This window comes from uncultured Castellaniella sp. (genome assembly GCF_937988725.1).
GTDB lineage: Bacteria > Pseudomonadota > Gammaproteobacteria > Burkholderiales > Burkholderiaceae_B > Castellaniella.
The window spans coordinates 517,204-530,598 of record NZ_CALKHS010000009.1 but is presented as its reverse complement, the minus strand read 5'-3'; the positions used below and the strand labels follow the sequence as shown (position 1 = coordinate 530,598).

14 protein-coding genes and 1 tRNA gene are annotated in these 13,395 nt (G+C 60.5%); 2 read left to right on the top strand and 13 right to left on the bottom strand.

What is annotated here, in order from left to right; genetic code table 11:
* Window positions 1–4 precede the first annotated feature (4 nt).
* Window positions 5–613 carry a HutD family protein gene (locus tag Q0263_RS10060; RefSeq protein WP_298015635.1) on the bottom strand — a complete coding sequence of 203 codons (609 nt, stop codon included), beginning with the start codon at window positions 611–613 and terminating at the stop codon, window positions 5–7.
* Window positions 614–768: 155 nt separating this feature from the next.
* Here Q0263_RS10060 and serS point away from each other — a divergent pair, with 155 nt between their 5' ends.
* Together serS and Q0263_RS10050 are read left to right on the top strand one after the other, a co-directional pair.
* Entirely contained in the window at window positions 769–2,106 is a 1,338-nt protein-coding gene (gene serS / locus Q0263_RS10055; RefSeq protein WP_298015634.1) for a serine--tRNA ligase, read from the top strand.
* Between the two features lie 98 nt (window positions 2,107–2,204).
* A tRNA-Ser gene (locus tag Q0263_RS10050) sits at window positions 2,205–2,295 on the top strand.
* Window positions 2,296–2,610: 315 nt separating this feature from the next.
* Here the strand turns inward: Q0263_RS10050 and Q0263_RS10045 are convergent.
* From Q0263_RS10045 to Q0263_RS09990, 12 genes are all read right to left on the bottom strand, one after another.
* Window positions 2,611–3,183 carry a hypothetical protein gene (locus Q0263_RS10045; RefSeq protein ID WP_298015633.1) on the bottom strand — a complete coding sequence of 191 codons (573 nt, stop codon included), beginning with the start codon at window positions 3,181–3,183 and terminating at the stop codon, window positions 2,611–2,613.
* 285 nt (window positions 3,184–3,468) lie between these two features.
* Window positions 3,469–3,693, bottom strand: a complete 225-nt coding sequence (locus tag Q0263_RS10040; protein WP_298015632.1) for a hypothetical protein — start codon at window positions 3,691–3,693, stop codon at window positions 3,469–3,471.
* 90 nt (window positions 3,694–3,783) lie between these two features.
* On the bottom strand, window positions 3,784–4,521 hold the full coding sequence (locus tag Q0263_RS10035; RefSeq protein WP_298015631.1) for a hypothetical protein: 738 nt from the start codon (window positions 4,519–4,521) through the stop codon (window positions 3,784–3,786).
* Between the two features lie 121 nt (window positions 4,522–4,642).
* A complete protein-coding gene (locus Q0263_RS10030; RefSeq protein ID WP_298015630.1) occupies window positions 4,643–7,255 on the bottom strand; it encodes an AAA family ATPase in 2,613 nt (870 codons plus the stop codon).
* 588 nt (window positions 7,256–7,843) lie between these two features.
* Entirely contained in the window at window positions 7,844–8,431 is a 588-nt protein-coding gene (locus tag Q0263_RS10025) for an MFS transporter (protein ID WP_298015629.1), read from the bottom strand.
* Between the two features lie 41 nt (window positions 8,432–8,472).
* Window positions 8,473–8,928 carry an arsenic resistance N-acetyltransferase ArsN2 gene (gene arsN2, locus Q0263_RS10020; RefSeq protein ID WP_298015628.1) on the bottom strand — a complete coding sequence of 152 codons (456 nt, stop codon included), beginning with the start codon at window positions 8,926–8,928 and terminating at the stop codon, window positions 8,473–8,475.
* Window positions 8,925–9,974, bottom strand: coding sequence for an ACR3 family arsenite efflux transporter (gene arsB, locus Q0263_RS10015; protein ID WP_298015627.1), 1,050 nt, complete (start codon window positions 9,972–9,974; stop codon window positions 8,925–8,927). Before arsB ends, arsN2 begins: the two co-directional genes overlap by 4 nt.
* Before the next feature lie 9 nt (window positions 9,975–9,983).
* Complete coding sequence (locus tag Q0263_RS10010) at window positions 9,984–10,478, bottom strand: arsenate reductase ArsC (protein ID WP_298015626.1); 495 nt, start codon at window positions 10,476–10,478, stop codon at window positions 9,984–9,986.
* Window positions 10,479–10,486: 8 nt separating this feature from the next.
* On the bottom strand, window positions 10,487–10,963 hold the full coding sequence (locus Q0263_RS10005) for an ArsI/CadI family heavy metal resistance metalloenzyme (protein ID WP_298015625.1): 477 nt from the start codon (window positions 10,961–10,963) through the stop codon (window positions 10,487–10,489).
* Window positions 10,964–10,977: 14 nt separating this feature from the next.
* Window positions 10,978–11,307, bottom strand: a complete 330-nt coding sequence (locus Q0263_RS10000; RefSeq protein ID WP_298015624.1) for a helix-turn-helix transcriptional regulator — start codon at window positions 11,305–11,307, stop codon at window positions 10,978–10,980.
* A gap of 210 nt (window positions 11,308–11,517) precedes the next feature.
* On the bottom strand, window positions 11,518–12,810 hold the full coding sequence (locus Q0263_RS09995; protein ID WP_298015623.1) for a TRAP transporter large permease: 1,293 nt from the start codon (window positions 12,808–12,810) through the stop codon (window positions 11,518–11,520).
* 33 nt (window positions 12,811–12,843) lie between these two features.
* Window positions 12,844–13,353, bottom strand: coding sequence for a TRAP transporter small permease (locus Q0263_RS09990; RefSeq protein WP_298015622.1), 510 nt, complete (start codon window positions 13,351–13,353; stop codon window positions 12,844–12,846).
* Between the last annotated feature and the right edge of the window lie 42 nt (window positions 13,354–13,395).

Genomic DNA, 13,395 nt, shown 5'->3' with positions numbered 1-13,395 from the left:
GCCGTCAGGGATACAGATTGACGCGCGCGTCCACCAGCCGGGCGTCCGGCGTCAGCGGGGTCAGTTCCAGCTTGAAGAAAGGCACATAATCCAGGGTGATGCGCAGAGTGTCGCCCGTGTCCAGCACCTGTTGGCCGCCCAGGCGGGCGGGCAGGTCCGCCTGGAAGCGGCCTCGCACGCAATGCAGGATCGTCTCGCCCGGCCGTAGGGGCAGATGCTGGGCGCCGCTGCGCATGTCCAGGCAGCCGTGCGCCTGCTTGCGGCGCAGCATCAGGTTGAAATCCTTGGCCGGGCCGGCCGTCAGGGCGGCGGTGTAGGGCGTTTCCCCCGCGAAATACAGGCGGGCGCCGGTGTCCAGCAGCGTTTCCTGGCCGGTGTCGGTCCGGGTGAGGCGCAGGGGGCCGCCCTCGGTCAGGATCAGGATGCGGTCGATGTCTTCCCAGTGCGAGAACGGCCCGTCGGAGGCGACGTCGGCCGCGCTGATGCGCCAGACGAAGTCGTCAGGCCCGGCGTCGTCCGGGAAGATGGCGATCTGGCGGGTCGTGCCGCCGCCGTTTTTCCAGGGGACGGGCCGCAGTTCGGCGGCGGGGATGAAGCGGATGGCGTCCTGCATGAAGGCTCGCGTGCTGTGGTTGAGTTTAATTTAATACAATAACCCGGCCCCGGATGCCGCCATCCGGGGCGCCCGGTTTCGGCCCGCCCGCTGCGCGGACCCAGTCACGGACGTTCAGGGACTTCCCGGAACGTCTTCATCATTCGCTCATCGTCATGCTAGATACCAATCTGCTGCGCAAGGACCTGGACCGCGTCGTGCACGCGCTGGGCCGCCGCGGCCTGACCTTCGACACAGACCGCTATCATGCCCTGGAAGCCCGCCGCAAGGCCGTCCAGGTGCAGACGGAAGAACTGCAAGCCCGCCGCAATGCGCTGGCCAAGCAGATCGGCCAGCTCAAGTCCCGGGGCGAGGACGCATCCGCCGCGCTGGCCGAATCCCAGGCGATTCCCGACCGCCTCAAGGCCCTGGAACAGGACCTGGGCGCCGTGCAGCAGGAACTGTCCCAGTGGCTGATGACCATTCCCAACCTGCCCGACGACAGCGTGCCCGACGGGACGTCCGAAGCCGACAACGTCGAAGTCCGACGCTGGCTGCCGGGGGCGGCCGACGCCGACGGCAATCCGGCCGGCCTGGGTTTCGAGCCGCTGGATCACGTCGCGCTGGCCGAACCCGTGGGCCTGGATTTCGAATCGGCCCGGTCCCTGGTGGGCGCGCGCTTCATGATGCTGCGCGGCCCCATCGCCCGCCTGCACCGCGCCCTGGCGCAGTTCATGCTGGACCTGCAGACCGGCGAACACGGCTATCAGGAATGCTATACGCCCTACATCGTCAACAGCTCCACCCTGTTCGGCACCGGCCAGCTGCCGAAATTCAAGGACGACATGTTCTGGGTGACCAAGGGCGGGCAGGGCAGCACGCCGGATGAAGACGGCCCCGCCGAAGACCTGTACCTGATCTCGACGGCGGAAATCCCCCTGACCGGCACCGTGCGCGACCGCATCCTGGACGCCCAGGACCTGCCCCTGAAGCTGACGGCCCACACCCCGTGCTTCCGCTCGGAAGCCGGCAGCGGCGGGCGCGACCTGCGCGGCCTGATCCGCCAGCACCAGTTCGACAAGGTCGAGATGGTGCAGATCGTGCATCCCGAGCAGTCCTGGCAGGCCCTGGACGAGATGGTCGGCCATGCCGAACACGTGCTGCAGGCCCTGGGCCTGCCCTACCGCGTGGTGCTGCTGTGCGCGGGCGACATGGGCTTCGGCTCGGCCAAGACCTACGACCTGGAAGTCTGGCTGCCGGCGCAGAACACCTGGCGGGAAATCTCCTCCGTGTCCAACTGCCTGGATTTCCAGGCCCGCCGTCTGCAAGGGCGTTTCCGCCCCGAAGGCCCCAAGGCCAAGCCGGAATACCTGCATACCTTGAATGGTTCCGGGCTGGCCGTGGGCCGGGCCATGGTCGCCGTGCTGGAAAACTACCAGCAGGCCGACGGCAGCGTGGTCGTGCCGCCGGTCCTGCGCCCCTACATGGGCGGGCTGGAAGTCATCCGCGCCTAGCCGCCGCGCCGGGCGGGCGGGGCCCGATCCCCGTCCGTGCCTGCCGGGCAGGCGCAGGATTCTGTGCTAGAATGCGCAGCTTGACCGCAGTCATGACCGGAGAGGTGGCAGAGTGGTCGAATGTACCTGACTCGAAATCAGGCGTACGGTAACCCCGTACCGTGGGTTCGAATCCCACCCTCTCCGCCAGAAAGAATGCATAACCCGTTGATTTCATTGAGTGAATCAGCGGGTTTTGTTTTGTGGGCCATCATTCAGCCCCACATAGATGCTGATCTCGTGGCGGTCGGCATTGCGCAATAGTCGCCCGCCAGACTTCCGCATTTCAAATGCCAAAGTCAGCTCTCGAATCTGACTTGGTCGGATTTCAAATCTGACCAACCTGGACTCCTATCCCGGGGGGCAGCCCGAGAACCTCACTTCGGGGGTGTCGAGGCCCAGCCTCCCAGATCAGAGATCCAAGTCGTCAAATGAGGGCAGTATTGACGTGGATAGTGAGCTCTTTTACGAAGTGCCCGGCTCGAGGAGGTCTCTGAATGCATCCGCAACGGCCTCCAAAAGGGTCGGTAGCGTAGATGTCATGTTCTCTGCGATTTCGGTCCATTTTTGAATCCTTTCCGCCTTCACTTCTGGGTCATCTACCAAGAACTGAAACTGCACAAGGTTCCTATTGATCTCCGTCAGCAGTTCCTGAATTGAGCTGGCCACAGGCTTTGGAAAATAGATCAGCCGGCCGGGTATGTACCCTCGGACCGCCTGCATTGCCTCACCAGCAATTTTCGCACGGTCCTCTCTCGTGCCCATCGAGGACACCTCAAACACTGCTGTATAAGCCCTTGCTGCATTCATCAATTCGTTCAAGAGCGAATAAGACTCCGCCATCGCCTCTGCTCGTTTGGCGTGGAGGTGGGAGAACCGTATTTGATGCTCAACTGAAAATCGTGCCAACTCAGCTTTTGATTCCTCAAGCTGGCGCTGCAGTCTAGACTCGTATGTGGTTTTAAAAAGCCATGATGCGGATACCGCTACTATGCCGCCGCCGCCCACCGCCGACAAAATAGATTGAAGCCAGTCCATCGTTGCCTCCTCCTTTTACAGGAATGATAAAGGTGTACCACTGACTGCGGAGCTTCATACGCCATGCATCAAAGGTCAATCGAGCCGTTTCCTCACGCATCGCTGTAGCTTGAATCTCTCCGTCCTGGCATATCGAGTATCGTTCGGCGGCGGGCAAGCCTGGCCGCCGAACGGTTGAACTCCATAACTCCCATGATTCGCTTTCCTCAACTAGCACATGAGAAACATCCACCCCAGGGAGATATAGTGCGTTCAATTCGCTCAGACTGGATTGTGAGCTCGCACTCATGCTGCCACCCCGCCCAGTTCGTGAGTCGACAGCGCCGACCGGATCAGGCGCTTGAGTTGCAGCAGCGCCCGTTCTCGGTGCTGCGAGAAATCCCGCGCATCATGGATGCGGATCTCCAGGACCTCGCCCACCCTCTGAGCCGACATCGGCCGGCCGCTGGTGAATCTGTCGGCATACCGATCGGCGTCACAAGCCAGATCATGGCCGAAAGCCTCGATCACGCGGTCCGCTCCATGGTAAGCGGCATTGCCGACCACGTAGCGGATGCAGGTTGCAGGCCGACTCGAGTAGGGGCGGCCATACGACCTGCATCAGTCGGAGAGGTTCGTATCCAACCAAACTCGCTCGTCTGCCTTGACCAAGACGGTGCCAAGGTTCATGTCCACGTATTCGCAATTTTGAGCAGGCTGCATCATCTTCCCGCGAGGATGAACAGGAACGCGATCTCCATACTTCTTCTGTATGAATAGAAGCCGTTTGGGTCGCCCGCGAATTGCTCGAAAACCGGGATCATCAGCAATCTCTACGATCAGTGACTCGAGTTCGCGCGCGATCTGTTCCGCAGCTTTTTCTGCTCGCTCGTGGCGTTCATCTAAAATTTTGACAATCTTGTCCGACAGTTCCTCGGACCACTCTGTGGTAAGCCAGCAAACCCGATTCTGACCCGCAATAGCGTAGGTAGCCATAAGAGACCTAGGCAGTCCAATCTGGTTAGCGACGGATTCCAAGTCAGTACGAAGCTCGGTTTTTACATCATCCGGGGTTGGCCAGATTGAATTGGGGTCATGCTCCCAACTCTCACGCCACCCTTCGCTTATCATCGTTCCGCGGATAAACGGGTCCGGTTCATACGCAACAGCCTCGAAGAATACAGCAGAAGGTCGTTCATGAACTATCAGTGACAAGAACGCTGTCTCCGCAAGATCCAGATAGCAGGAATCAAACAAATTTCGGATACCAGCCTCAACTAAAAGCGCCTCAGCTTCGCCGCAGACACTCCGCAGTTTCTCCAACTTGTCTGGCAGTTCGTTTCCGGATAATTCAGCCATAAGCACTCCCAGTAAAATTTTGCGGAGGTCAATGACCACACTAACTCTACGGGCCAGACTGAGCGATTCTTGGCCGTCTCACTATCCGTCGTTCCGGCTAAATCTGCCACAGATCAGCCTGCTACTGCTTCATGGTCTTTTGGCGGCATCTGGTAACGCCCATGACAGCCTTGAGGGCCGCGAGATCCTCGCCTAGATCAGCAGCCGTTGGTGGTGGCAAGTTCTGACCAGTCGAAGAATCGTGCGCCTCCGTTATTCGGTTGCAGCGATTGACCAAACGAGTGTATTCCTGCTGCTCTGAAACCGGAAACCCGACTACCCGGTGTAGGTCCCCGGCCTTCACATATTCGTGGTGCCGACGAATGACCCCGCCTAAGACTAGATCTTGTATCACCCGCTCAATAGTCGAACGCAGAAGACTGTACTGCTGGCGCATCCGTGCGGTATCTTCCGCATTGGGGTAAATAGGCCAAGTCCTTTCAAGGCCGCGCTGGGCTCGCTCCAGCGCATCGATTCGAGCCGCGTATGGCTGATGATCCCAGGGCAGCCCTGATACGACAACCCCCGGCTTGCCATCCCTCCACTCGAGGTTCTGAGAAAGAAAACCGACCTGAGCATCATCAGCTGCGTCTTTCAGTAGCGCCAGGAATACAGTCTCGTGGGTGAAGATGATTACCTGGCGGTCGCGCGCCTCCTCTGCTAAACGACGAGCGACGTCACGCCGACGCCAATGGTCGAGCGAACTCACCGGGTCATCGAAAACGATCGCGCCCTTATAGCTGAATTGCCGTAGCTCGGCCAGGAAGAAGCCAATAGAGATGGCCCGCTGCTCCCCTTCAGACAAGACCTCCTCCACATCGAACATTACCGGCAGATCCAAGCCGAGGCGATATTTATTCTTACTCTTGTCGCCTCTAGGGATCAACTTGGTCTTAATATGCCCAATGCCCAGACGACTAAACTCATCATTCAGAGCGATCGCCAATGCCTGATTCACACCGATAGTAGCGAACTCCTTGGATTTGGCCGTGATCTTGTTCGTTTTCAGATCGACATCGCAAGTTCCAAGTTGCTTATGTCGTTTCATGCGATTCACTAGCTCGACCACTTTGGTCCGTACCAGCGATAACTGCTGACGGGCTTGCAGCTCCTTGAGCTCACTCTCCAACCCCTGTCGCGTTGCGATGTCCGCTGCATTGTCGAGAATGGTGGCTTTCTGCATCAACTGCTCAGCGAGCGTCGTTAGCCTCGGACGGGGATCTTCCGGCAAGATAGGGAAGGATCCCCACTCCCCGGAACTCGCTGCAGACAACATGGCTTTGCGCCGAGTGCCGAGGCCGTCCTTGAAGGCTGATATCGATGCTGCGAGTCCGCTCTCCAGAGCATCTAACTCCTGGATCAAAGACGCCGGCATTTCGTGTGACAGTACAGCATCGGTGAGTCTCTTGGTTTCAACCGCTAAGTCATCACGTGCCTTTCGGGCGGTTTTAGCAGCGTCGGCTTCAACAAACTGATCAAAGCGCACTAATCGTTGCGCCCCATCCACGAGCGGCTGCTGGCACAAGACGCAGACCGCTTCATCTACGTGTGGAAAGATATGGCCCTTATAGGCAACGGTCTCGGAATAGCGGCGCGCTGCATCAAACAACACCTTCCACACTTGTTCACCGGTACCCGCCAGCAAAGTCTCACCGGCACGGAATGCCTCGGCAGCAAGAAGTTCGGCCTGCGTAGCAGCCGCAGCAGCGTCGACAAGCGTACGTAGGCCCAAGATCGACTCTTCGTTAACCCAGCCGTATGCCTTCTCCACCTGTTGTGAAACTTCGGTTATGCGCTGGGATTGGCTGCGCAGAACACTGGCGGCCGCCTTCGGGTCAGCCTCTTTCAATAGCTTTTCCAACTCCACCAGACGGCCGACCTCCGACTGGCTCAACGTACCTAACTTGTTAATCGTATCGGTGTCGGTCTTATTGCTCAGGCCAGCAATCAGGCTCCCGACGGCAGTATTGCCGAGCAAGTTTGCATATGGAGTAGGATCGATATCAATCAACTCTCGTTCCTTATCCAATCGCTGTTTGAGTTGGGGCAATACCTTACTACCCAAACTCTCCACCACGCTTAACCCGTATGGAGCAATAGCTGCTTCCTGTTCGGCCGTCAGGTAGACGCGGGCGCAGCGGGAGTCAAAAACTGCAATGCTCGACAGCTTCTCTGGCGGGACCTCGCCGCGCTTCCAAGTCAGCGCCAAATCGGTACCTTGATCTTCAACATCAAATGTTGCCTCAGGGGTTTGTGTCTGAGCGAGTGGATCAGTGGCGTCCGGATGTACTGGTTCGAACTGATCTCGCGCGCGGCACGCATGCTTCAGAGCGCGGGCGTAGCCAGATTTGCCACTGCCGTTGCCACCGAATATCATCGTCAATCCGGTCGCCTCGAAGGTGAGTACCTGCCCTTCTGATAGACGATTGAGGTGCTTTGTGTTCCTCATGGCCTTGAGCACCACAGGTACTGCGGTCCCTTGGCTGGCTGGAAGGTTTGCAGCGGACAACGGCACTGGCACTAGGTTGTCCGGATTAGGTAGTCGGTGCTCCGCAAGCAAGAGGGCATAGAGCTCAGCCCAGTCCTGCTCAGTGAGATCTACCTCTTGTGAAAGAAATAAGCGGCGCACAGCATCTTGCTGCCACGGTTTCAGATCAGTCTGAGACCACCTCAGTATTTCGTCCAACAATGCCATCTTGGCCCCTCTCACGGTGTGCCTACGCAGAACAGATTACGAGACGCAAGCAGCTATTGACCCGTCCATCTTAGTATCATTTTGTCAAGCATTTCCAATAGCTGCATAACCCACGTGGTCTTAGCGCTCCAACTTTGAACTGGAGTGATTGGCCGTGTTGAGCCTCGAGGGCTCTGGCAATACACGTTGGAGCGGGCAAAGGGTCTGGGCCGCAGATGCGTCATCTGACAATCGCCGACTTATAGCCTGGGCCGTGGCGCCAGGCCTCTACACATCGTGGTCCAGGTGAAGGGGGCGGGGCAGGCGGGGTTGCCGGGGCACCAAATGTTGCTTGAGATCATGCCAAGGAGTTCTACACAACGCGTTCCATTACGCTGTGTAGAACTGCCGAGGCTCCCAGGAAAGACGCGGCTCTCCGAGGGGCTGCGGAAGATTCCCACCCTCTCCGCCAGTTTTAAGCCCCGCCTTTAAAAAGTCCTTTAGAACCAAAGGGTTACTAAGTAAAAGCGCCAGTCGCAGTGGCGGGCTGAGCCTTCTTTGCCCGAAGCACGAGCAACGCCACGAAACCGATCAGCCACAATCCCGAGGTCACCCATAGGGCTCCGGACTGCCAGCGGTCCAAACACAGCCCGAATAGCCACGGAGCCGACGCCTGAGCGATGCGTGCGGGATGGCGAATACGATGGCCAGGAGAATCGTGTTGCACAGCGCCTCATGAGGAGGCGTGGCGCTTTGCGTTTCCTGTTGCTGCGCTGGGCGGAATCCGGATGGCGCCGCCGAAGGCAGCAGGCTGTTCAAGGGTAGGGCCAGCAACAGGTGCAAGCCGGCCCACGCAAAATATGTGCCGCGCCAGCCGATGTGCAATTCCAGGTAGCTCGACAGCGGCCAGCCAGCTGTGCTGGCGAACCCGGCAATCAGCGTGATGCCTGAAATGGCGCTGCGCGAATCCCTGCCGTAGCGAGCGACCAACGCGGCGAAAGCGGCTTCATACAAGCCGCTGCCCAACCCCACGCCCAATAGCGCCCAGGCGGCAAAGGGGCCCACGACGCCGTGCACGCAGCCCAGCCAAATCAGCCCCAGGGCGAACAGGACATTAGTGGCAATGAGCACAGGCCGCCCTCCCAGGCGGTCTATCGCACGGCCGGCAGAGGGACCCAGCAGCGCGGAGATCAGCAAGGCAAACGAGAAGGCCGCGATGTGTCAGCCTCATGGCCGTCTCAGAACACGATCGTTCGCGTCATCAGCGTGGCGCTGGCCGGACACAGGCTTCGGGCTTGTCGGGTGGCCAGGATGGTTTGCGGTGCGTCCGCTCTGTCAGCGGCTTTGAAGCCCAGCCGTTCGAAGAATGGCGCAGCCGCCTCCGTCAGCAACCAGGATTGGCGAGCGCCTTGATCATAAGCACGTTGCTGCAGCAAATTCAGAAGGTTTCGTCCTATGCCTTGGCGTCTGTCCGCCGAAGGCACGACGATGGATCGCAGCAGCGCGTCCCGTCCGTAGCGCTCGAAGCCGCCATAGCCGATCAAGCGGCCGGAGCGCATGCGGTAGGCGTAGAAGGCCCGGCCGACCTCGGCCAGATCATCCACGGGCAAGCCGGCATCCAGCAATGCGGCGACGAAGCCGGGGTCATCCCCGGCGATCGGCTCGTCGTGCAGGAGATCAGTCGCGGCATTCATAGGACAGGCTCCCGAACAGGCGTCTCGGCGCTACAAGCGTACCAACCACGGGTGCGGTTGACCACTCGTACTACAAGCAGCATGACTGGCACTTCGATCAACACCCCCACCACGGTGGCCAGTGCTGCGCCGGATTGAAAACCAAACAGGCTGATGGCTGCGGCCACGGCCAACTCGAAGAAGTTGCTGGCGCCGATCAGGGCCGAGGGGCACGCAATGTCGTGGCGTTCGCCCAGGCGCCGGTTCAACCAGTATGCCAGCGCCGAGTTGAATAGCACCTGGACCAGGATGGGCACGGCCAGCATGGCGATCACCAGGGGCTGCTCAATGATGGCTTGCCCTTGGAAGGCGAAGAGCAGAACCAGCGTCAACAACAGCGCGGCGATGGACAGCGAACCAACGCGCGTCAAGGTGGCATCGAAGACAGCCTGGCCACGGCGCAGTAGCGCCCGACGCCAGAGCTGGGCCAGGATGACGGGAATGACAATGTAGAGCACCACCGAAGTCAGCAGCGTAACCCATGGCACGGAGATGGACGACAGGCCCAGCAGCAGTCCCACGACTGGCGCAAACGCGAACACCATGATGGTGTCGTTCAATGCCACTTGGGACAAGGTGAAGAGCGGGTCGCCGCCGCTGAGCCGGCTCCATACGAACACCATGGCCGTGCATGGCGCGGCGGCCAGCAGGATCAGCCCCGCGATGTAACTATCGAGCTGAGCGGCGGGCAGCCAAGGCGCGAACACCTGCCGAATGAACAGCCACCCCAGGAAGGCCATCGAGAATGGTTTGACGGCCCAGTTCACGAACAGTGTGACGCTGATGCCGCGCCAATGCCGGCGTACCTGGCTGAGCGCACCGAAGTCCACCTTGACCAGCATGGGGATGATCATCAGCCAGATGAGCAGCCCCACCGGCAGGTTGACCTGGGCAATTTCCAGGCTCCCGATGGCCTGGAAGACGCCTGGCGCCGCTTGTCCCAGCAGGACGCCCGCGATAATGCAGAGAAAGACCCATAGAGTCAGGTAGCGCTCGAAAACACTCATGCTTCCCTCTTATGCTTTGCCGATGCCGCGCAATTCACGCTGCAGGGACATGGCGTCCAGGCGTTCCAGCGGCAGTGACAGGAGGAGGTCGATACGACGCTTGAGCGTGACCGCCGCATCCTGAAACGCCTTCGCTTTTGCCTCGTCGCTACCCTCCACGGCAGCCGGGTCGGGCACGCCCCAATGGGCCGACGTGGGCTTGCCTGGCCAGATCGGGCACACCTCACCGGCCGCGTTATCGCACACGGTGAAAATGAAATCGAACACCGGTGCGCCAGATTGCGTGAATTCGTCCCAACTCTTGCTGCGATAGCCGGTTGCCGGCATGCCCAGCTTCTCCAGGGTGGCGAGCGCCATCGGATGCACTTCACCCTTGGGGTGACTGCCGGCCGAATAGGCTTTGAAGCGACCCTTGCCCAGGCCGTTGAGCAGGCCTTCGGCCAGGACGGACCGGGCGGAGTTGCCGGTGCAAATGAACAGCGCGTTGTAGACCTTGTCCGGCATGACGGCCCCTAGCAGCAGGATTTATCGGCGCCGCTGGCCGCAGCGGGCGTGCAGCAGGCGGAGCGGGCCGGCGTGGGAGTACAGCAGGCGTTGGCGGCCGGCCGTTCGGACTCGTTGAAGGTCGGGATGCCCTCCAGCGTGTGGAAGTGCTCCCAGGCGATGCCCTGGGGGTCGGTGACCCAGTGCTTCTCGCTGCGGGAATAGCAGCAGGTGGTTTGGCCCTCGTCGAGAATCGGCGCTTCGGCCGCCTGGGCCTGCGCCTTGAGCGCGGCCAGATCCGCATCGTTGTCGACCTGAATGCCGAAGTGATCCAGCCCCGGCTCATGGTCGCGTGCGGAGATGGCGAAATTCACTGGCGGATCTTCCAGCATCCACTTGGCATAGTCCGCTTCGACCCGGGCGGGTCGTGCGGCAAAAAGGCTCGAATAGAAGGCGATATTGCGGTTCAGGTCATCGACGTGCAGGTGCACATGGAAGCGTTTCATGGAGTTCTCCTGGTTCAGCAGGTTTGACAGCCGGTTCCGTTGGCGCTGACCTCGCAGATGCCGTCCTGGCAGCAGTGCTCGGTCAGGTAGCCCAAAAGGTCGTTCATGCGTGGGAAATCAGCGCGATAAATCAGGTTGCGGCCCTGTTGTTCGACCGTCACCAGGCCGGCATGAGCCAGCTCTTTGAGGTGGAAGGACAAAGCGTTGCGTGCCACGCCCAGGTGATCGGCCAAAGCGCTGGGTGTGAGCCCTTCGTGGCCGGCGACGACCAACGCGCGAAAAGCCCGCAAGCGCTGCGGGTGGGCCAAGGCGGCCAGCGAAAGGATGGTTTGATCTTCAGTCATAGTCCAATAATTCAACTATTCAACTAAGGTTGAATTATATGGCCATGTGCAGACCGAAGACAAGCGCTAAGGATGCTGCCTCAGTTTGCATCGCGCAAGGCCATGCCTGAAGGCCCTTCATACGACTGAAAGTTTTTCGGGGCGGGATGGCAATCGGCGCCTGACTGACTTCGCAGCGCAGGCGCCGAGGTTCGTCCCGGCCGGTTCAGGCTACATGAGCGAGGGCAGCCACAGCGAAATGCCGGGAATGAACGTGACCATCAGGATGACGGTCATCTCGCAGATGATGAAGGGGATCGCCGCGCGTACCGCCTGGGTGAAGGGCACGCCGCCCAGCTGAGAGGCGAGGAACAGCCCCACGCCGACGGGGGGTGTCAGGTGCGCCATCGACAGGTTGACGGTCATCATCGCGCCGAACTGGATCAGGTCGTACCCGATGGCGTCCAGGGTCGGCTTGAACAGCGGGACCAGCAGATAGATGGCCGCCAGGGGTTCGAGGAACATCCCCGCGCCGACGAAGATCGCATTGAAGGCCAGCAGGATCAGAGCCGGCTTGCCGTCGGTCGCCGACATCACGGCCGAGTTCATCATGCTGGCGAGTCCCTGCGTTTGCATGATCCATCCGAATACCGCCGCCGTGGAGATGATGAAGACCACCACGCCGATCGTGCGGCCGGATTCGAACATGACGCGCGGCAGCGCCTTCCAGGGGATGGCCTTGTAGACGAAGCGGTCGACCAGGAACATGTACACGACGGCGACGGCGGCCGCTTCGGTCGCCGTGAAGAGGCCGCTGTAGATGCCGCCCAGGATCACCACCGGAGCCAGCAGCCCCCAGAAGGCTTCGCGAAAGGCGTGCGAGATGCTGGCCCAGGACCGTTCCTCGCCGCCGCGTTTGTAGCCCTTGATCTTGGATGCCGCGACGACGTAGCCGCCGAGGGTGAGCAGCATCAGCAGCCCTGGCCCGACGCCGGCGGCAAAGAGCTTGGGAATGGATTCCTCGGTGATCACGCCGTAGATGATCAGGTTGATGGAAGGGGGAATCACGACGCCGAAGGTGCATCCCGCCGCGACGACCGCCACGGCGAAAGGCCGTGGATAGCCGCGCTCCGCCATCGGCTGGATCAGGAAACTCAGCGCGGCCACCGTGGCGAGATTCGAGCCGGACATGGATCCGAGGATGGCTCCGGTGACCAGGACGGTCAGCGGCAACCCCCCGGGGAGATTGCCGACCATCAGTTCGGCCAGGCGGACCAGCCGGGTCGCGATGCCTGTCTTGGTCAGGAAGGCGCCCGCGATGATGAACAGCGGCGTGGCCAGCAGCGGAAAGGAGTCCAGCGATCCGGCGAAGACGTAGGAGGCGACGCTCAGAGGCGCCACCTGGTAGAACACCAGGGTCGCCAGCGCGCCCAGGCCCACCGCTGCGAAAATGGGGAAATTCAGGGCCAGCAGCGTCAGAAAGATCAGGACGCCAACGATGCTTGGCGAGGAGAGCAGTTCCATGGGTGAGGTCTCTCTAGAGAGGGCGTCGTGACGCTATTCTTTGATGTCGATCTGGTCCACGCGGTAGGCGCGTTCCAGATAGCCTTGGATGCAGCGCAGTGTCGCCAGGGCAAATGCGAAGGCGACGATGCCGTTGACGATCCAGACGGGGATCTCGGTGGTGGAGCTGACCTGCTCGCTGACGAAGGCCTGGACGGCGCCCCGGTAGCTTTGCCAGGCCATGCAGCCGAGAAACAGGGCGCAGCCGAAAGGCACGATCGTTTCGATGAAGCGTTGACCCAGGTACGGGAACTTGTCCACGAGCAGAGGGATGCCGCCGTGCTGGCCGTTGCGGCATGCGGCGGAGCCCCCGAACAAGGCGCCCCACAGGAACATGTAGCGCGCCAGTTCTTCCGACCATGCGATGGAATGGTGAAAGATGAATCTGGACAATACGCCGAAGAACACGAGCAGGACGATCCCGGTGCAGCACAGGATGATGGCCATGTATTCGATGGAATCCAGCCAGGACGCCAGCTTCTTCAGAGGCTGTTGAGATGACATTGCTTAGGTTCCTTTGGATGGTCGGATCTTTCTCGGCACGGA